Below are 18232 nucleotides of genomic sequence, written 5' to 3'. Positions count from 1 at the left end.
TTGATATAGAGTAGATGTAAATCACAGCTGAGGCAACACCTGCGTCAAGCATGACGGAAAGTTGGGTAATACGGTGAGTACTCTTACTCAGTCATTTTTAGTCGGACTCATAGGCGATGGCGTGTTGCCATCGCTGACCCCGCCCATGCATGAACGGGAAGCGGATGCGCATTCGCTGCGCTACCTCTATCGCCCCATTGATCTCACGGTTCTTGACCGCCCCGGCGACGATGTGGGGAAGCTTTTGAAGTCCGGCGCCGAACTGGGATTTAACGCCTTCAACATCACTCATCCCTGCAAGCAATTGGTGATCACCCACCTGGACGAGATCAGCGACAACGCCAAGGCCATCGGCGCGGTGAACACGGTGCTCATCAAGGACGGTAAATTCCACGGATACAATACCGATGCCTCTGGATTTGGTTGGGCGCTTGCTACCGGCCTTCCCGGAGCCACCTTGGACAAGGTGTTGCAACTCGGCGCAGGAGGAGCCGGCGCGGCAGTCGCCTATGCGCTGCTCGATGCCGGAGTCAAGGAACTGTTCCTGGTCGATCCGGATGCATCCCGAGCTAGCGAACGAGCCGGAGAGCTGGCCATCCACTTCCCTGAGGCCACAATTACGCCCGCCAGCCCGGAAGAAGCACCGGCGCTGCTGGCGAAGGTAGATGGGCTGCTCAACGCGAGCCCCATCGGAATGCATCACCACCCGGGACTTCCACTTGATATTTCCGGACTCCACTCCCGGCAGTGGGTTGCCGACTGCGTCTATCGTCCGGTGGATACCGAACTGATCACCGCAGCCCGCGAACTCGGATGCAAGGTGCTGGACGGCGGAAATATGGCTGTCGGCCAGGCAGTGGATGCCTTCGGCATTATCACCGGGCTGACCCCCGATGCGCCTCGAATGCGCGCCCACCTTCTAGAGATGCTGGAAGCTGGACTCTAATGCGCACCTCAATCGCCACGGTGTGCCTCTCGGGCACGCTGGAAGAAAAGATGCTCGCCTGCGCCAAGGCAGGGTTTGACGGAATTGAGATCTTTGAGCAAGACCTCACCGTCAGCCCCATGTCGCCCGAGGAAGTCAAAGCACTTGCTCAGCGTTTGGGACTGACCCTGGACCTTTTCCAGCCATTCCGCGATTTCGAGGGCGTAGAAGAAGAAATACTGCTGGCAAATCTGCGCCGCGCCGAAGCGAAATTCCAGCTCATGCAACGTCTGGGCATGGATCTCATCCTGCTCTGCTCGAACGTGGGCACCGCGACCATCAATGATGACGAGCTATTCGCCGAGCAGATTCGCCGGTTGGCGGATGTTGCCGCACGCTATGGAGTCCGCATCGCCTACGAGGCGCTGGCCTGGGGTAAATATGTGGACACCTATCAGCACTCGTGGAAAATTGTGGAGCTGGTGGACCGCGAGAATGTGGGGCTGTGCATCGACAGTTTTCATATTCTTTCCCGAGGTGATGATCCGGCTCAGATCGCCCAGATCCCGGGAGAAAAAATCTTCTTCGTTCAGCTTGCTGACGCCCCGGTTCTCACCATGGATATTCTTTCCTGGTCCCGCCACTACCGGGTGTTTCCCGGTGAAGGTGGCTTCGAGCTGGATGCGTTCCTGGGCCATCTGGTGCGTTCGGGATACTCCGGAATCGTTTCGCTTGAGATCTTCAATGACGTGTTCAGGCAATCGAATGTGGAGCGGACGGCAGTTGACGGGCTGCGCTCGTTGATATGGTTGCAGGCTCGCACGGCCGCACTGCTTGGCAGTACCGCGCAGGAATTCCCGTTAAAACTTGATTCACTTCCCGGCGTTCAGCAAGCCATCGGGTTCGACTTCGCCGAAATCCGGACCGAAGATCCTGAACTGATCGCCGGAATGCTCGCGCAATTGGGATTCTCGTTCCTCGGCCAGCATCGGCGCAAGCCAGTACAGCTCTGGCGCGCCGGAAACGCACGGATTATCGTCAACTCGCAACGCAGCCGCGGCGTGACCGCAACCGTATCCGGACTCGGCGTACAGGTCCCTGATCCTGTCGCCGGGCGTGCACGCGCAAAGGACTTGCTGGCCAAACCGGTGCTGCGGCACCACACCAGTGACGAGCAGGAACTCGCGGGCTTCAGAGCCCCGGATGCCACGGAAGTATTTTTTGGATCGGTTGCCGGGACCAGTCTTTGGGAAACCGAATTCGGGGCGCACCGCCAGACAACCGCGGAAGCGCAACACGGCAGCATCGCCGGAATCGACCATATTAACCTTGCACAACCGTGGCAGGCATTCGACGAATCGGTATTGTTCTACACCAGCGTGCTGAACTTGAAGGCAAGGCCTGGAACCGAGGTACCAAGCCCCATGGGCCTAGTGCGCTCCCAGGTGCTACGCACCGATGATGGCTGCGTGCGCCTGGCACTAAATATTGTGCCCAAGGGGCTGGAAGCGGCGATCGAAAGCCACCACGAATACCCCGAACACGTTGCACTGCATACCGACGATGTGGTGGCCTTGGCTCGCCGGGCCCAGCGGGCCGGCATGGAGTTCTTGCAAGTTCCGGCCAACTACTATGAGGATCTAGCCGCGCGTTTCGACATTGATGAACAGTCGCTGGCCACACTGAAGGAACTGAACTTGCTATATGACAGGGATGAGCGCGGCGAGTTCCTGCATTTCTACACAGCCACTGTGGGCAACATGTTCTTCGAGGTGCTTGAACGCCGTGACGGCTACGATGGATATGGGGCTCCGAACGCCCCAATTCGCCTAGCGGCGCAGTTCGAACACAACCGTTTCGACCGGCATTAGGCATTCGGTCGGCAAGGCAATTGAGTGAAAATGGGGACCCCTATCGTGGCGGAGCAACCTGACTATTACGTTAAGTCAGCAGAGAAGACCTTAGCGGTTCTTCTTGCGTTCAACGGCGAAAGCTCGGCCCTGACGGTCTCACAGGTGGCGGCCGCTACCGATCAGACGCGGGCCTCTGCTCGCAGGTTCCTGCTCACTCTCGTTGATCTGGGATACCTCGCGGTCGAGGGGAACACTTATCGACAGACTCCACGAGTACTGGATGTGGGTGCTTCTTACCTTTCGGGTCTCACCTTGCCGCGTGCCGCGATTTCGCACCTGCAGCAGTTGGCTCGCGAGTTGGATGAAACTAGCTCCCTGTGCGTCCTCGAAGGCCAGGACATCTTGTATGTGGAGCGTGTTTCGGCACCGCGCCTGCATCAAATGAATGTCTCGATTGGCAACCGGCTGCCAGCCTGGGTCACATCGACGGGCCGCGTGCTGATCGCGAATCTGAGCGCTGGAGAACGCGAAGAGTTCTTACAGAGCATTGAACTGCGCAACTACACCGAACATACGGTGGGCAGCCTGGAGGACTTACGCGCGGAACTGGATCTAGTAGCCGAGCAGGGCTGGTCGCTGGTCAACCAAGAACTTGACGAAGGCCTACGTGGGCTGGCGGTGCCGGTCTATCGCGGAAGCCAACTTCTTGGGGCGCTTAACGTATCGGTGCAGTCGGGCCGCGCCGACGCGGCGACGATTGCCGAAACCATGCTCCCGGCTTTATACAGGTCGGCGAAGGATATCGCAGGTGACTTCGGGGGCCGGGTGGGCTAGCGTCGACCCATGGCGATCATCCAAGGAATCCGCCCAAGGCGTTGCTGAGGGTCGTTTCCAAATGGAGCCGTTCCCGTCGCGCTGGACGATCTAGATTTATAGCGTCATATCTTGTGGAATTCCCAATACGGAAGACACGACTGGAGATCGGGCCTAAGCAGGCGGGTAGAGCAAGGTTCCAACCGTCGCAACGCTGACGATGATTAGCGTACCGAGCAAGCCCAGAAGTAACGCTTGGCCACCGGATTTCACGATACTACGAAGGTGCACGCCAAGGCCGAGCGCGAACATGGCGGCCGCGAGTAGCAGCGTCTGTGCGCTCTGTGCAATCGAGAGCGCGGATTCTGGGAGCACGCCGGTGGTGCGCAACAACATGGCAGCGATAAATCCTAGGACGAAAAGTGGTACGAGCGGAGGGTTTTTCCCGCCTTCTACCGAGTGCTTGCGACGCATGTAAATACCGAGCCCGGCGATGATCGGAGCCAGCAGGGCTACGCGTGCAAGTTTCACGGTTACTGCCACCGCGAGGGCTGCGGCACTTACCGAACCGCCGGCAGCGACAACCTGAGCAACCTCATGGGTTGACGCGCCGATAAGCATTCCGGTGCTGCGATCGTCCAGGCCTAATAGGGCTCCGAGCAATGGCATGGCTGGAATCATCAGCGTCCCAAAAAGTACTACTAATCCAATTGCGGTGGCCACCTGATCCTGTTTGGCACGTGTCACGTTTTCGGTCGCCGCCACTGCAGCTGCGCCGCAAATTGAGAATCCGGTAGCGATCAGCAAGCGTTGCGGTAAATCTATGCCCATCTTCCCGCCAATCCATAACGTCAGGGCAAAGGTAACGCCGACGGAGAGGACAACGACCAGCAGTACTCCGGGGCCAAGACCGAGAATCGTCCCGAGCGAGAGCTGCAAACCCAGCAGGACGATTCCCAGCCGTAGGAGTCTTTTGGAAGCGATTGTGATGCCCGGGTTCAGTACTTTCGGTATCGGAGCGACATTGCGCCATACCGCGCCGAGAATGATCGCCAGCAAGAGCGCGCTGAGCCCGTTGAGGAATTGGCTGACGAATATGCACAGTAAACCTGTGGCAAGGCATACCGCGAGGCCAGGGATCATCATCCGCCGTTGGCTTGTCACCGCTGGCTGTGGGGAGGGATTTGAGGAACTTTGCTGCTCATTCGTCCCGGGGGCCTGGCTGTTCTTTGGCATACATACAACTTCTCACGCAAGTGGTGTGGACGGTATTCCTTGATTTGCTATCACAGGCATATGATCATGATATGGATCAGCATTCTAATGTCCTGCAGGATATCGCCCAATGGATTCAGATCTCTTCCCTGACCTTGCTGGTAGGTATCGCAGACCATGGTAGTCTCAGCGCCGGGGCGCGGGCTTCCGGGATTGCGCAACCCAATGCCACGCGCGCGCTGAAAACCCTTGAACGCCGTCTGGGCTATCCGCTGGTCATTCGGAAAACCACCGGGTCAACGCTGACAGCTGAGGGCGTTCTCACGGTGCAGTGGGCCCGCGAGGTGCTCAACTCTCTGGAAAATTTGGCTGCCGGGGCCCGCACGCTTGCAACGCCAGGTGAATCCGAACTCGTCTTCGGCGCGAGCATGACCGTAGCCGAATACCTCGCGCCCACATGGATCGGCACGCTGCACCGCAAATTCTCAAAGGTGAAACCACGTATGCGGATCATGAACTCTCAAGATGTCATTTTGGCGGTTCAAAACGGAGAAATGAACTTTGGTTTTGTCGAGACGCCAGAAGTTCCGCAGTCGCTGCGCTACCAAAAGGTCTGGAGCGATGAAATGGTGGTCGTCACCGCTCCATCGCACCCATGGGCGCAACGCACGACGCCGCTCGGACTCCATGAGCTGCAGAGCACGCCGCTGATTGAACGCGAAGATGGTTCTGGTACGCGGGCGTTTTTGGACTATATCGCCCACGTTGAACGCCCCGAGCCGATCGCTGAATTTAATAGCAATTCAACGATCTGCCAGTGCGTGGCCGCGGGCATGGGGCCGGCAGTGCTGAGCCAACTCGCCGTTGAGAGTCAGTTGAGGCTTGGAAACCTGGTTGAGATTCCCTTCGACGGGCCGAGTCTGCTCCGTGAATTTCGTGCGATATGGGTGCGCAGCCACTCGCTGAGTTCCACGGAGCAAGCCTTGCTGGACATCGCCGGGCACTAGTTTCCCGGCGGGTCCAGTTACTTCGGCAGCTTCGAAATTTCGGTTTCCAGCAGTGCCGATAAGCGGCGCACGCCCTCGGAGATCGTCTGTTCATCCACCGCGCAGAAGGCCAAACGCAACTTGTGGTGCGCCGATTCCGAGGAGCTGAACGCGGCGCCGGGAATGAAGATCACACCTGCCTTCACGCCTTCCTGCAGCAGCTCATAGGTGTCGATTCCGGCAGGAAGGGTCAACCAGATAAAGAAACCGCCCTCGGGATGCGTATGGGTGATGCCTGCCGGAAGATACTTGGCCAAAGCTTCGAGCATTGCATTACGCCGGGAACGGTAGAGCTCGTTGTACGTCTGGATCTGTCCGCGCCAGTCATGCTCTTCAAGATAGGCGCTGATGATCATCTGATTGAGCGTTGGCGGGCACAGCGCCACCGCCTCGCCAGCAAGGTAAAAGCGGCGGAACAGGTGAGTTGGTACCGCGGCCCAGCCGATGCGCAGCCCGGGGGAGAGGATCTTGGAGAAGGAGCCCATGTAGATGACGTTCTGCTCATCGAGGCTGCGCAGAGTTGGTACGGCCTCGCCTTCATAGCGCAGCAGGCCGTATGGGTTGTCTTCAAGGATCAGGATGCCTTCTTCGCGGCAGATATCCACGATTTCTGGGCGTCGTTCGGAGGCTAAGGTGATGCCAGATGGGTTGTTGAAGTTCGGAATGGTGTAGAGGAATTTGATCTTTTCGCCGGCCGCGCGTAATTCTTGAATCTTTGTCCGTAGCGCGTCCGGGACCAAGCCGTTTTCGTCGGTGAGCACGGGGGCTGCTTTCACCTGATAGGCCTCGAAAGTGTTCAGTGCTCCCACATATGTAGGGTCTTCGCACAGTACCGTGTCACCAGGGTTGCAGAATACCTTGCAGGCCATGTCCTGCGCCGACTGCGAACCGTTGGTGATGACAACGTCGTCCACCGAAACGTTGGTAATTCCCTCGGCCGCCATGACATCAAGAATCTGTGCCCGCAATTCTGGAGTGCCCAGCCCCGAGCCGTACTGCAGCGCGACATGGCCTTGTTCGGTGATGATCCGCTTGGAGATCTCCCCGATCTTTTCAAGTGGCAGCACCTGCAGATACGGGTTGCCTCCTGCTAACGAAACCAGCGAAGGATCCAGCGACAGCTCGAAGACGTCGCGTACAGCAGACTGCTTGATCCCTGCCGCTCTATCGGAGAAAAGCGTTTCGTGCGTCGTGCGCAGTGCGTCGACTGACTGGTTCGTTGACATGGTCCCCCTCGACCGGCATCTGCCCGTGGGTAACGGGAAGAATAATCCCGCAGGCGGTGGCATACGGGCAAAGTTTTCTATTAGGCTACTTTGGTATTCCAGCAGGAAAATTACCAGATGACAAGAAGTGGCGCTAAATCTCTGGTGCTATTCCTTGTTTTCTGACCCCGCCGCCGGACGCTGATCCAGCCAAGCCTGGACGGCGCTAGGTCGAATGCGACGGTGAGTTCCGCGGTATTCCACCGGAATAATACCGGAATCGGCTAACTTGCGCAGATAGGAATTCGAGATTCCGGCCATCTGCGCGGCCTGCGAGGTGTTCAGCAATAATTCGGTCGTCCCCACGCTGACCGCCTCGCCCGCAGCGAATCGATTGAGCACTTCCAGCAACGCATCATGAGCGTCCTTCGGCAGTTGCAGCGCTGTGCCATTGACAAAGACAGTGGTGTCGCTGGACTCGGCTAGCGCACGACGCAGTCGTTGCGTAGTTTTCTCATCCAGTGCTTCGAAGGTGCGGACCCGACCAAGGGCCGAAGTAGGTGATGCCATATGTTCATCTTGCCTGAGGAAAGAGGAGAATGCATAGATTTTGGACCCGAGGCAACCCGCGAGCTTTCTTGTCGATTATGACCCGAATACGACGAGCGGGGGTTGTGCCACGTTCAGCGGTTACCGTATGGTGGAAATTGTAGGTCTAAAGAAAGTACTGACCAGCCATCTTCCGGCACACCACGACGGAGCGTTTCGCCTTACCTGGCAACGACGGAGTGGGAATTGTGTACAAGGAAGCCTGTTGTCCACCTTAAATGCGTCGGCTCGGGTTCCTTTGCGGTCGGATGAATGGTCATGCGCGTTCCTACGCTATGCCACAAGTTTCGTGGGTACTGCGTTTTCGTCATTCAGAACTTTCTTGAAAGCAGTGACTTTAATGTCTATTGAAACCAGCTCAGACCTGACCACCATCACCGACGAAGAGATCTTCAACGCCCATCTTGGCGGCAAGCTCAGCGTCGCTTCGAAGATGCCCCTCAACTCCAAGCGTGACCTGTCCATTGCCTATACCCCGGGTGTCGCGAAGGTATCGCAGGCCATCGCCGATGATCCTGCAATGCACGCCACTCACACCTGGGCCTCGCGTTTGGTCGCCGTCATCTCGGACGGAACCGCAGTCCTCGGACTCGGTGACATTGGTGCCGCCGCTTCGCTTCCGGTCATGGAAGGCAAGAGCGCCCTCTTCAAGGAATTCGGCGGTCTGGATTCGATCCCATTGGTGCTGAACACCACCGACGTGGACGAAATCGTTGAAACCGTGATTCGCCTGCGCCCTAGCTTCGGTGCGGTGAACCTCGAGGACATCTCGGCACCTCGGTGCTTTGAGATTGAAAAGCGTCTGATCGAAGCACTCGACTGCCCTGTCATGCACGATGACCAGCACGGGACCGCCGTGGTGGTGCTCGCGGCCTTGATCGGTGCAGCCCGCCACACCAAGCGCGAAATCAGCTCGCTGAAGGTTGTCGTCTCAGGTGCCGGTTCGGCCGGCGTGGCCGTCACCAACTTGCTGCTGCAGGCTGGGGTGGCAGATGTGATCGTGCTCGATTCGCGCGGCACCATCCACCGCGAACGCGATGACCTGAACGCGGTCAAGGCCGAACTAGCCGGCCGCACCAACCGCGACGATGTCATGGGCGGCCTCGCAGAAGCTTTGGAAGGTGCCGATGTTGTTGTCGGGTTGTCCTCCTCGCAGTTTGACGAGGCAGCGGTGGCAAAGATGAATAAGGACGCCATCATCTTTGCACTGTCGAACCCAACCCCGGAGATCATGCCGGATGTTGCCAAGAAGTACGCCGCAGTGGTGGCCACCGGACGCAGTGATTTCCCGAACCAGATCAACAACGTGCTCGCCTTCCCAGGTATCTTCCGCGGGGCCTTGGACTCGGGCGCAAAGAAGATCACCGAAGCAATGAAGGTTGCCGCGGCACACGCCATCGCTGAGCTTGTCGGTGATGATTTGGCCGCAGATTTCATCATTCCATCGGCCATCGACGAACGCGTGATGCCAGCAGTTGCCGCCGCAGTTGGCGCACTGGCCGAATCAGCCAAGTAAAACAGCTAAGTCAGCAGAACCAAACGGCACCCGAGTTTCCATCCCTGCAGGGGGTGGGGCTCGGGTGCCGTTTAGGTTTGCGCGAGTAACTCAAAGTTGCAGCGATTAGCTCACCACTGGTAATTCACTATTTTCGCTACGTAACGCGTTGGCTTCATCCCAGTTCCCGGGGCCCTGGGTGAACGCGCCGCGGTAGCCGGCGGCCGGGTGGCGCTCATTGAGCAAATCGCCGTCGCCGAAGAGCTTCTGGCGCAGGGTGCCTTCGGAGTATTCACGCTGCGCCAGACCGCGCTCGCGCAGAACCGGCAGAACCTTATCCGCGAACTCTTGGAAGGAACCCGGGATCACCCAGTTGATGACATTGATACCATCCACTCCCGCTGCCTGCCACAGTTCGATCTGATCCGCGATTTGCTCGGGAGTGCCAACCACCCGGGTGTTCTGCGCCTGCAGATGCGCCAAGTCGGCGACCACCGGCTCGCGGTCTGTAATGTATTTGGAAACCCACTCGGTGAATCCCTTGCCGGTATTGGTATCCAGCTGGGAGAGCGGAGTCTGGGGAGGATATACCTGACCCGTTTTATCGACCACGGCCATGTGCGCCAGATACCCATCAATACTGACAAATTCGTCGTAGTACGTGGCCTTCTGCTGTGCTTCCTCGTCGGTATCTCCAATCACGAAGGACAGGCCCTGGAAGAACTTGATGTCATCTGCATTTCTGCCGTAGGACACCGCCAACCGGCGGGTGTCGGCGATGAGCTCCTTGGCAATGGCTGGAGACGGGGCAATGATGAACGCTGCCTCGGCATTGCGGGCGGCGAAGTCACGTCCCGAGGTGGAGGAACCTGCCTGAAAAAGTAGCGGGGTGCGCTGCGGGGAAGGGGCTGGCAGGTGCGGACCTTCGACTTTGTAGCGTTTTCCCTCGTGGTAGATCTTGTGGATCTTGGATGGGTCCGAGTACCGACCGTCTTCCTTGTCCTTGAGCAGGGCATCTTCGTCCCAGGAGCCTTCCCAAAGCTTGTATGCGACATCAACGTATTCGTCGGCCCACGCGTAACGTTCGGTGTGATCGGTGAGCTGTGGCAGCCCAAAATTGCGCGATGCATTGTCATTGATACCGGTGACGATATTCCAGGCAATGCGACCATTTGAAATGTGGTCCAGAGTGGAAATCTGCCGGGCAAAATTAAACGGATGGTTCTGCACCACGTTGGAGGTCGTGGCCAAGCCAATGTGCTTGGTGCTTACCGCCAGTGCGCCAAGCAGTACCGTCGGATCATTTGAAGGAATCTGCAGCCCTTCATGCGCATAAACGTCGTAGTCGGCATCTGAGTCACCATATAAACCGGAGACGTCGGCGAAGAACATCGCATCAAATTTCGCGTCTTCGAGGATCTTGGCAAGATTAATCCACGTGTTCACATCGTTGAACTCGGTCTGTTGGGCGTCCGGACGACGCCATTGACCGTGATGGATATGGCTTGTCGTATTCATGACGAATGCGTTGAAGTGAAGTGGTTTGCCCATGTGCTGCTCCCGGGGTCTGTGGCATGGCTGAATCGGTGGCTTCCTCGATGCTTTCAGCGTCCTCATGGCTAAGCCAGCTTTGCTAACAAAGAGGTCCCGAGAGGTAGCTAAATGAAGCGCATACGGGTTTGTTGCCGGAACATGACGCCTATTTATGTCGTTGAAAGACCCCACAAGTCCTTAAATGAGGCCGAGCACGTGAGCGATGACTACGGCTGTCATCTTTTGCCAGAACAACACCAACTACCTGCACCTGCGATGACTGGAGCTCCTCTGATTCCGCACTCGGCCCGTCGACTTATCTAAGTTATCCACAAATCTGGATGCCTCCACCCACGAGGAACCATTTGACGGAACACTTGCAGATATCTCAACAGCACGGGAGGAATTGTCATGGAAGAGGAAACGGAAGTCACTATGGGAATCCGTTGCGACTTGCCGTTGCGAGGATTGGTTTTGCTGACCAAAGCCGAGATCGACGCCAAGGGTTTTGCCATCTTGCTATGCAGGCGGGGAGGCAGTCAACGAGTACTTGGATTCACCCTTGGACTGACCAATCTCGGACATTGTGAGGCAATGACCGTCGGCGGAGCCGACGATGACGTCCATGCACTGCTATCGCATCTAGCCGAACAGGTAACTCTGCATGGACAGAACTTCGACGTAGGATCCCAGAGCACATCGCTGTTCAAGGACCTGACTTTCCGAGAGGCACCAGACGGTCTGCTCGTCATGGAAATCGTTGGTGAAATTTACGGCGAAGAAACGCCCAACTGGCTACAGTGCGATGAACCTTTGAGCTTTGCCAGTCTTGAAGATGAACTTTATTCATGGTGAAAGAACTCCATAGTCCGCACGAATCCTTAGGAGTATGTCATGTGCGATATGTGTAATGGAATGACGCGCAAGCAGTTTGAAGCTCGAACTGCCCAACGAATTCTGGATTACGGCCGGGAAATTATCTACGCAGAAGGCGATGACTGTACGGAGCCGTACGCGTATACGGTCGGTTTGAGCAAAATCGGTCACCCAGAGTTTCTTGTCCGGGGTCTCAGCACGGAAGACAGCATGCAGATGTTAAACGGATTTTCTGCATCCGTACTGGATCAACATGAGAAGTTCAGCCATGGACACTCCTCGTGTTGGAAAGACGGCAGTCTTCTGGTTTTCTCTTGTATTTCGTCGGGTATTAGGTTGCAGGTGCCCTATGCGTACAGGCGCTATGGCGAAGCGGTCCGAGTGCTAGAGATTGTCTTTGCCGGTGAAGGTTTTCCCCCTGGAGCGCTACGCGCCAACCTGAATTAAGTCCGCGCGACGGGATTTGCGACGACAGAAATCGAGTGGGTATTGGCGCGGGCGGCGGACAGTGCCTTTAGCCAGTCGCCACAGAAACTTCACGTTCTGGTTCCGGTGGCAGGGATGTTCTGCCATTTTTTCATGGTTTCATCCCTGTTGAAATTCGGTCGCCGTAAAGGCGTAGTGAGCTAAATTCTCTTCCTTAGAATCGGAAACACGAATCCTATTTGGTCTGACCACAGGTGTGTGTAATCAGCATCATCTGTGAGCTGCAGTGCAAGTAGTAGCTGCCGATGAGTGTCGGTGGAAGACCGGCTAAAAAAGTGAGTAGGCTTGTAATATGGCTTTCCGAAATCGTCGCGCTGCGGCTCTCCCAGCAAAATTGTCCCGTTCGTGGCTTCTGGTTAATGCTGCCAAAGAAGAAGACTTCGGACCCGGTCTAGCCTGTGAAGCCGACTCGGTGATTTTTGACATGGAAGCGGCCGTGCCAGATGACAAAAAAACTCTGGCTCGCGACAACGTGGTGCGCGCACTTTCCAACGGCATGACCGCTTGGGTTCGCGTCAACGGCACGGACACAGATTTCTGGGCCGATGATCTTGCCGCTTTGTCTGAAACTCCGGGCCTGCGCGGTGTCATGCTCGCGATGACCGAAAAGCCGGAGCAGGTTACCTACACCGCGATGCGCTTGCGCGCCGGCACCCCAGTGCTCGCGTTGATCGAAACCGCCGTGGGTATTGAAAACGCCACGAACATCGCTTCGGCGCCTGGCACCTTCCGTCTGGCCTTCGGCGTTAATGACTTCCGTAAAGACACTGGTGTTTCCGATGACCCGCTGGCTTTGGCCTATGCCCGTGGCAAACTGGTGATCGCATCCCGTGTGGGCAAGCTACCAGGAGCTATCGACGGCCCACCACCTGCTGGTGCCGATGCCGCCAAGGTGACCGAAGAAACTCTGGTGACCGCATCCATGGGTATGACCGGAAAACTCTCGCTGTCCCGTGACCACGTCGATGGCATCAACGCCGCACTGGCACCAAGCGAAGACGAACTCTCGTGGGCCATGGAACTACTCGAAGCACACGCTGCAGGTGCCTCGGTTGGCGACGGATCCTACCTGCCACGACTAGCTCGTGCACAGAAAATTGCAGATCTTGCCGACTCCTACGGACTGTGGAACGCATAGTCTCCACGTACTAACCGGGTGTGGGAAGGCAGTCACTCTGCGGGCTTCCATGCGGCCAGGCCAAGCATAGGTTCATTCCCCGAGCAAGGTGCGGTCGAACCGTTCGACCTTGCCGTTGCTCTGGGGCCGGCAGGGCCGGGTGCGCTTATGCTTGATCTCCGGTCCCCGAACATCGGCGAAGGCATGGGAGCGGTAACCGGCCCGTTGTCCGTGAGTGCCCGCTTCACGGTGACCCCGGCGCCCCGGAAGTAGGCGTTGGACCGTTCCCACAACAGGGCCACGGTTTCCTACCTCTCATCCTCCAAGATCTCGGTGTAGGCCAGGCACGAGTGGTCGTCCATCTCGTTGTGCAGGTAAGCGTAGCAGGGGCGGCAGTTCTGAGGCGTCTTGGTCTTGTTGCGTTTCCCGGGGCCCGTTCCATGATGCAGTGCCCGCCGCCGTCGGGGATTGTCAAGCACCGGGTTTTGTAGAGACTCTTTAACTTGTTTTCCTAAGCGGCCTCAACCGTCTATCCCGACCACTGTGCATTACCCACAGCCGGCAGCCTATACCCAGCCGCTGATGAAGCCGCTTCAAGTTGTGCCAGCCCCCCCGAACTCGATGTCGCGGCCATGACTCCAACCTGCCCCGACCAATCGCGCCGGTCAAACAGCTCAGTCTTGTAGGCCGAATTCAGCGCCTCTGCCATGGAGTTCTCATGCGAATCCCCACAGACACCAACCGATGCGACGACCTTGGACTCTGCCAGCGTCTGGCCATATTTGATCGATCTGAAGTGTACGCCGCGATCCGAATGGTGAAGCAGCCGCGCGTCGCGTCCTCATCAACCTTGTATTATTGTTCAGAGTTATCCTCACAGCATCCCTAGCCAGCGACTCCCGCATAGGGTTCGTCACCTGCCGGCCAGCGATTTTACGGTTGAAGACATCCAAAATAAACATCGTATACACCTCGTCCGGGTTGACACATAAGTGATGTCAGCAACCCATAGCTGGACAGGAGCACTAGCGGTGAACTTGCGTTCCACCAAATCCCCTGGGCATGGTTCCGGGTGAGAGGAACGAGTCCGCGGCTTCTACCGCTTACGCCGCACCCCCATCAATCCCCAGCTTCTTCATCTGCCTCTGAAAGTTGTACCGAACAAACAGCTCGAATTCATCGGCACGCGCATTGTTCATCGCGTGCCAAATCTTCCGAACCCTGTAGCAGAAATAATTATCCTCGTAGACTTCTAGGGTCTTAGGCAGCAGCTGCTCGTCACGCACGTTGCGGGCCGATGCTTGGTGTTTGTTGAACGCATAGTACGAACTCAGGGCGATCGAGCTCCGCGGCGAAGAAAGTCGTGGCTTTCTGAAGGATCTCGTTTGCTCACTTGGTTTCGGCAAGCTCGGCGCGAATGCGCTTATTCTCGGCATCCAGATCTACTGCCCGGGCCGGCGCCGGGGCGCCGCTCAACTTGTGTCTTCGGACCCAGGTTCGCAAAGTCTCGCTGCTCAGTTCCAGCTTCTCGACTACGCGTCTGTTCGCTCCGTTAGCTGAGTCCGAATTCGACTGAGCGTGGAGCACTAGCTTGATAGCGCGGGTCTTCAGCGAGTCAGTGTATTTGATCGGCAAGAGAGGAATCCAATTTTCCAATTTCCTTGCCTCTATTAAACCCGGTGCGATTCAAACTGATGCCGCACACGATGGAGAAGATTAACCCGGGTGTAGACATTCGCACCACTTCGTGGGTCAACCAGTTACTATGTCCTCGAAGTCGGACGCGAACTTCCTGGGTACCTTCAAGGCGAACCTGCCAGGGCATTACCGCTATCAGGATCGGTTGTACACGCACTTCGACCAGCAGGACATTGCGCCCGAGCACCGCGGCATCTTCCCCGTGACGACGATGTGTCTTGGACGTCAGACTGGGCCGAGGGTGCGTTAACCACTGGGCTGAACACAATGTGGGGTGTGGTGCGCCATCTGGGTGGCAATGATGCACCAGTGAACCCGTGCCCGGGGCAGTTCCTGGCCGAGTGAGGTCCGAAGCTTTTGGAAGGTACCGCGATGCTGGAAGCGTAAAAGAATACCCGAGGCCTGCACCGAAAGATCTGTGCAGGCCTCGGGCCGCTATTCTGATTCGCTGACTTGAAGAGTTTTAATTGCCGTCTTAGATGTATTCCCAGATAATGCCACCGGCACAGGCTACAGCGGCAAAGACACCGATACGGCGTACGACAAATTTCACTGCATTCTTAGGGGTGGCAAGCTCCTGAACGAGTGCTTCGATAGTTAATGCATCGAGACCTAGGCATGCCTTCAATACGCGTTTCGCTTCTGAAGTAAACGAAGCTACCTGAGCAAAATTCCCGGGGGATTCTTTATCGGAAATGACGAATCCTGAGGCGACGTCTGACGAGGCGAGTTCTTCGATGACGCGTCCCGAGGAATCTAAACTAACAATCCGTCCAGAATCGAAGTAGCGGATGCCTGTGAAATCACCAGCGAAGGGTTTCTTTCCCTGTGATACGCGTGATTGGTTAAGCATTTTTATCTGCCCCGAAGTGAGCTCTTCCGAGATGCCCGGACCCAGCATTGCGCCCAAGTCGCTGGTGGTTGGAACGGGCAAATTGACAGTAGGGCATTCCTCAAACTGGTCAAGAGCAACTGGCCCAGTCGGAGCGCTGACAGCGGAAAATTCGCGCTTCTGCTCGGGCGTTGGAAGTGGTTGGGAGAATGCGCTGCTCGGGGCAGCTACTAAGAGGAGTCCTACTAATGTTGCGGAGCAGGTAGCCGCGATTACTCTTTTAATTGTTTTGTACTTCTGAGTGAATATACGTGGTTGCGATAAGGCTCCGGTTAGTGATCGGAATCCTGCGTCGACGTGTTCCGGATCAGTCCGCGCTCTGCAATTAACTTGGAAAGTAGGAGGATAGCTGCAGCAGCGTTCCATGGAACGTGTGGCAAATAGCCCTCGGAAGGTAGATCTGCAAGTAGCCAGCGAGTCAGGAAGAAGACAGCTGTTGCTAGCGCAATCGAAACGAGGTTTGCGATTATTCTATGCTTCCGTCGTACTCCCTGCCAGATTGGGATAGTGGTTTCGGATGAAGTGTCAGCAGAAAGTCCGAGAAACTTCAGCATTATTTCCTTTCATGAAGATTTAGTTGGTTTATAATAGATAAGTCGAGCCGGATGTCTTGTACGAATTTAACCAACCCTCTTGTGTAAATACACTACATAGGATGGATCTGGATGTAAATCATACTTTTGTAGGAGGGTTGGGTGATTTAGTTGACAGTAGGTTTCGTGGGTGAAGATGAGGGATGCAAGAGCTAGATGATCAAGTCCTAAAACATCACAGCAACGCAAAGACCCCATGAACAGTGCAGGCGCCGGCCTTCTGCGTCCTATCTGCTGCAACAAAAAAGAGCTGCCGCTCCTACCCAAAGGGGTAAGAACGGCAGCTCTCCGATTCTGTAAGAGAACCGGCTCTCAGTTCTTAGCGGACTGGATCCGGATCCTGCCGAGACTGGTGAGCGCCGCGGTTGCGTGATGAACCGATGACGTCACCGGCTTTCCACTCGACCCAGCCTGGACGGCCCGACATGAAGTCCTCGATCTCGGCCTTGTTGGCTTCCAACTTCGGATCATTCTTCAGGTACCAGCGGGTTTCACGAGCCACCATGCCCGACAGGATGAGCAGACCGATCAAGTTCGGCAGTGCCATCAAACCGTTCATCATGTCCGAGAAGTTCCAGACAGCGGTCAGCTCGGTGGTGCAGCCTACGTAGACGACCAGTGAGAAGACGATGCGGAATGGCATGACGAGCTTGCGGCCGAAGAGACGTTCGATATTGCGTTCGCCGTAGTAGCACCAGCCGAGGATGGTGGAGAAAGCGAACATGACCAATCCGATGGTGACGATCCAGTGGCCCCATTCACCTGGTAGACCATTGGTAAAGGCTTCACCGGTCATCAATGCCGCGGAGATCTGCTCGCCGGTTTCCTCATCGATCAGCTTCCAGGTGCCGGTGGTGATGATGACCAAGCCGGTGCAGGTAACCACGATGATCGTGTCGATGAAGGTCTGAGTCATGGAGACCAGGCCCTGGCGGACCGGGTGAGTGGTCTGCGCCGCGGCCGCAGCGATAGCTGCCGAACCCATGCCCGACTCATTGGAGAAGATACCGCGAGCCACACCGAACTGCACGGCGATGATAATTGCCGAGCCGGCGAAGCCACCTACTGCGGAAGTTCCGGTGAAGGCATCGGTGAAGATCTGAGCGAAGGCGGCTGGGATGCCGTTGACGTTAGAGATCAAGATGAAGACCGAGGCCGCCACGTAGAAGACGATCATGATCGGTACGAATCCTGCGGTGACCTTACCAATGGACTTGATGCCACCGACCAGCACTGCCATGGACAGGACGGTGAGAACCGCGCCGGTGACCCATGGGATCACGTTGAAGGAGTTCTCCAAGTTGGCTGCAATCGAGTTGCCCTGGGTCATGTTGCCGATGCCGAAGCTGGCGAGCGTCGCGGCGATAGCGAAGAATAGTGCCAGGAACTTGCCGAATGGGCCTCTGATGCCACGCTCTAGATAGTTCTGCGGACCGCCGGACTTTTCGCCGGCAGCGTCGGTGCCGCGAAAGCGAACGCCTAGGTAGGCTTCGGTGTATTTGGAGGCCATGCCGAGCAAGCCGGTCACCCACATCCAGAACAACGCGCCCGGGCCACCGATGCCGATGGCTGTGGCAACGCCCACGATGTTACCGGTGCCCACCGTGGCTGCTAGTGCGGTGGTGAGCGCCTGGAACTGCGAGACATCGCCTTCGGCGCCCGCATCCTTGCGCTTGAAGATACCTAACCTAATTGCTGGGATGAGTTTGAGGAACTGCAATCCGCCCAAGCGGATGGTGAGGTACAGGCCTGTTCCTAAAAGTAAAGGGATGAGGACAAACGGTCCCCAAATGACCGAGGAGATATCTCCGAAGAGTGTTCCCAGTGAGTCCATGAGCTCTAGATCCTTCGATGCGAGTGATATGCGGTGATGACT

General features: G+C 56.8%; 16 protein-coding genes and 1 pseudogene. 9 read left to right on the top strand and 8 right to left on the bottom strand.

Annotated elements, in window-relative coordinates:
- Positions 1–73 precede the first annotated feature (73 nt).
- From LG294_RS15305 to LG294_RS15295, 3 genes are read left to right on the top strand one after another with little or no spacing between them, the layout of a single operon-like run.
- Positions 74–946: a shikimate dehydrogenase gene (locus tag LG294_RS15305; protein WP_404287202.1), complete on the top strand. Its 873-nt coding sequence runs from the start codon at positions 74–76 to the stop codon at positions 944–946.
- Positions 946–2796, top strand: coding sequence for a bifunctional sugar phosphate isomerase/epimerase/4-hydroxyphenylpyruvate dioxygenase family protein (locus LG294_RS15300; protein ID WP_404287200.1), 1851 nt, complete (start codon positions 946–948; stop codon positions 2794–2796). Before LG294_RS15305 ends, LG294_RS15300 begins: the two co-directional genes overlap by 1 nt.
- Positions 2797–2841: 45 nt before the next feature.
- On the top strand, positions 2842–3612 hold the full coding sequence (locus tag LG294_RS15295; RefSeq protein WP_404287198.1) for an IclR family transcriptional regulator C-terminal domain-containing protein: 771 nt from the start codon (positions 2842–2844) through the stop codon (positions 3610–3612).
- Between the two features lie 153 nt (positions 3613–3765).
- Here the strand turns inward: LG294_RS15295 and LG294_RS15290 are convergent, their stop codons facing one another.
- Positions 3766–4827: a YeiH family protein gene (locus LG294_RS15290; RefSeq protein WP_404287196.1), complete on the bottom strand. Its 1062-nt coding sequence runs from the start codon at positions 4825–4827 to the stop codon at positions 3766–3768.
- 71 nt (positions 4828–4898) lie between these two features.
- Between LG294_RS15290 and LG294_RS15285 the strand changes: the two genes are divergently transcribed.
- A complete protein-coding gene (locus tag LG294_RS15285) occupies positions 4899–5813 on the top strand; it encodes a LysR family transcriptional regulator (protein ID WP_404287194.1) in 915 nt (304 codons plus the stop codon).
- A 17-nt stretch (positions 5814–5830) separates the two neighbouring features.
- Here LG294_RS15285 and LG294_RS15280 read toward each other — a convergent pair whose 3' ends face one another.
- Positions 5831–7078 carry a PLP-dependent aminotransferase family protein gene (locus LG294_RS15280; protein WP_404287192.1) on the bottom strand — a complete coding sequence of 416 codons (1248 nt, stop codon included), beginning with the start codon at positions 7076–7078 and terminating at the stop codon, positions 5831–5833.
- Between the two features lie 147 nt (positions 7079–7225).
- On the bottom strand, positions 7226–7627 hold the full coding sequence (locus LG294_RS15275; protein ID WP_404287190.1) for a helix-turn-helix domain-containing protein: 402 nt from the start codon (positions 7625–7627) through the stop codon (positions 7226–7228).
- A 379-nt stretch (positions 7628–8006) separates the two neighbouring features.
- Between LG294_RS15275 and LG294_RS15270 the strand changes: the two genes are divergently transcribed.
- Positions 8007–9182: an NADP-dependent malic enzyme gene (locus tag LG294_RS15270; RefSeq protein ID WP_404287187.1), complete on the top strand. Its 1176-nt coding sequence runs from the start codon at positions 8007–8009 to the stop codon at positions 9180–9182.
- 105 nt (positions 9183–9287) lie between these two features.
- Here the strand turns inward: LG294_RS15270 and LG294_RS15265 are convergent, their stop codons facing one another.
- Positions 9288–10712: an LLM class flavin-dependent oxidoreductase gene (locus LG294_RS15265; protein ID WP_404287185.1), complete on the bottom strand. Its 1425-nt coding sequence runs from the start codon at positions 10710–10712 to the stop codon at positions 9288–9290.
- Between the two features lie 393 nt (positions 10713–11105).
- On the opposite strand from LG294_RS15265, the gene LG294_RS15260 reads away from it, so the two are divergent.
- From LG294_RS15260 to LG294_RS15250, 3 genes are all read left to right on the top strand, one after another.
- Entirely contained in the window at positions 11106–11549 is a 444-nt protein-coding gene (locus LG294_RS15260) for a DUF4262 domain-containing protein (protein WP_404287183.1), read from the top strand.
- Positions 11550–11609: 60 nt separating this feature from the next.
- The gene (locus tag LG294_RS15255; RefSeq protein WP_404287181.1) at positions 11610–12017 is read left to right on the top strand and encodes a DUF4262 domain-containing protein; all 408 of its coding nucleotides are present in this window, start codon (positions 11610–11612) and stop codon (positions 12015–12017) included.
- A 331-nt stretch (positions 12018–12348) separates the two neighbouring features.
- A complete protein-coding gene (locus LG294_RS15250) occupies positions 12349–13194 on the top strand; it encodes an HpcH/HpaI aldolase/citrate lyase family protein (RefSeq protein WP_404287179.1) in 846 nt (281 codons plus the stop codon).
- A gap of 75 nt (positions 13195–13269) precedes the next feature.
- Here the strand turns inward: LG294_RS15250 and LG294_RS15245 are convergent.
- Together LG294_RS15245 and LG294_RS15240 are read right to left on the bottom strand one after the other, a co-directional pair.
- A pseudogene (locus LG294_RS15245) lies at positions 13270–13642 on the bottom strand (IS481 family transposase); the annotation flags it as partial.
- A 920-nt stretch (positions 13643–14562) separates the two neighbouring features.
- A complete protein-coding gene (locus LG294_RS15240) occupies positions 14563–14808 on the bottom strand; it encodes a transposase (RefSeq protein WP_404287177.1) in 246 nt (81 codons plus the stop codon).
- A gap of 130 nt (positions 14809–14938) precedes the next feature.
- Between LG294_RS15240 and LG294_RS15235 the strand changes: the two genes are divergently transcribed.
- Entirely contained in the window at positions 14939–15121 is a 183-nt protein-coding gene (locus LG294_RS15235) for a hypothetical protein (protein WP_404287175.1), read from the top strand.
- 225 nt (positions 15122–15346) lie between these two features.
- Here LG294_RS15235 and LG294_RS15230 read toward each other — a convergent pair whose 3' ends face one another.
- Together LG294_RS15230 and LG294_RS15225 are read right to left on the bottom strand one after the other, a co-directional pair.
- Positions 15347–15805, bottom strand: a complete 459-nt coding sequence (locus tag LG294_RS15230) for a hypothetical protein (protein ID WP_404287173.1) — start codon at positions 15803–15805, stop codon at positions 15347–15349.
- A gap of 870 nt (positions 15806–16675) precedes the next feature.
- On the bottom strand, positions 16676–18190 hold the full coding sequence (locus tag LG294_RS15225; RefSeq protein ID WP_404287171.1) for an alanine/glycine:cation symporter family protein: 1515 nt from the start codon (positions 18188–18190) through the stop codon (positions 16676–16678).
- Positions 18191–18232 lie beyond the last annotated feature (42 nt).

The sequence above is a fragment of the Glutamicibacter arilaitensis genome (assembly GCF_044793945.1).
GTDB lineage: Bacteria > Actinomycetota > Actinomycetes > Actinomycetales > Micrococcaceae > Glutamicibacter > Glutamicibacter arilaitensis_B.
The sequence above is the reverse complement of the archived record's forward strand: the minus strand, read 5'-3'. Positions and strand labels throughout refer to the sequence as shown.

Bases quoted from the DNA above. Each gene is read 5' to 3' on its own strand.
- LG294_RS15300 (WP_404287200.1), top strand. From the start codon at position 946: ATGCGCACCTCAATCGCCACGGTGTGCCTCTCGGGCACGCTGGAAGAA.
- LG294_RS15290 (WP_404287196.1), bottom strand. From the start codon at position 4,827: ATGCCAAAGAACAGCCAGGCCCCCGGGACGAATGAGCAGCAAAGTTCC.
- LG294_RS15285 (WP_404287194.1), top strand. From the start codon at position 4,899: ATGGATCAGCATTCTAATGTCCTGCAGGATATCGCCCAATGGATTCAG.
- LG294_RS15280 (WP_404287192.1), bottom strand. From the start codon at position 7,078: ATGTCAACGAACCAGTCAGTCGACGCACTGCGCACGACGCACGAAACG.
- LG294_RS15275 (WP_404287190.1), bottom strand. From the start codon at position 7,627: ATGGCATCACCTACTTCGGCCCTTGGTCGGGTCCGCACCTTCGAAGCA.
- LG294_RS15270 (WP_404287187.1), top strand. From the start codon at position 8,007: ATGTCTATTGAAACCAGCTCAGACCTGACCACCATCACCGACGAAGAG.
- LG294_RS15265 (WP_404287185.1), bottom strand. From the start codon at position 10,712: ATGGGCAAACCACTTCACTTCAACGCATTCGTCATGAATACGACAAGC.
- LG294_RS15260 (WP_404287183.1), top strand. From the start codon at position 11,106: ATGGAAGAGGAAACGGAAGTCACTATGGGAATCCGTTGCGACTTGCCG.
- LG294_RS15255 (WP_404287181.1), top strand. From the start codon at position 11,610: ATGACGCGCAAGCAGTTTGAAGCTCGAACTGCCCAACGAATTCTGGAT.
- LG294_RS15250 (WP_404287179.1), top strand. From the start codon at position 12,349: ATGGCTTTCCGAAATCGTCGCGCTGCGGCTCTCCCAGCAAAATTGTCC.
- LG294_RS15235 (WP_404287175.1), top strand. From the start codon at position 14,939: ATGTCCTCGAAGTCGGACGCGAACTTCCTGGGTACCTTCAAGGCGAAC.
- LG294_RS15225 (WP_404287171.1), bottom strand. From the start codon at position 18,190: ATGGACTCACTGGGAACACTCTTCGGAGATATCTCCTCGGTCATTTGG.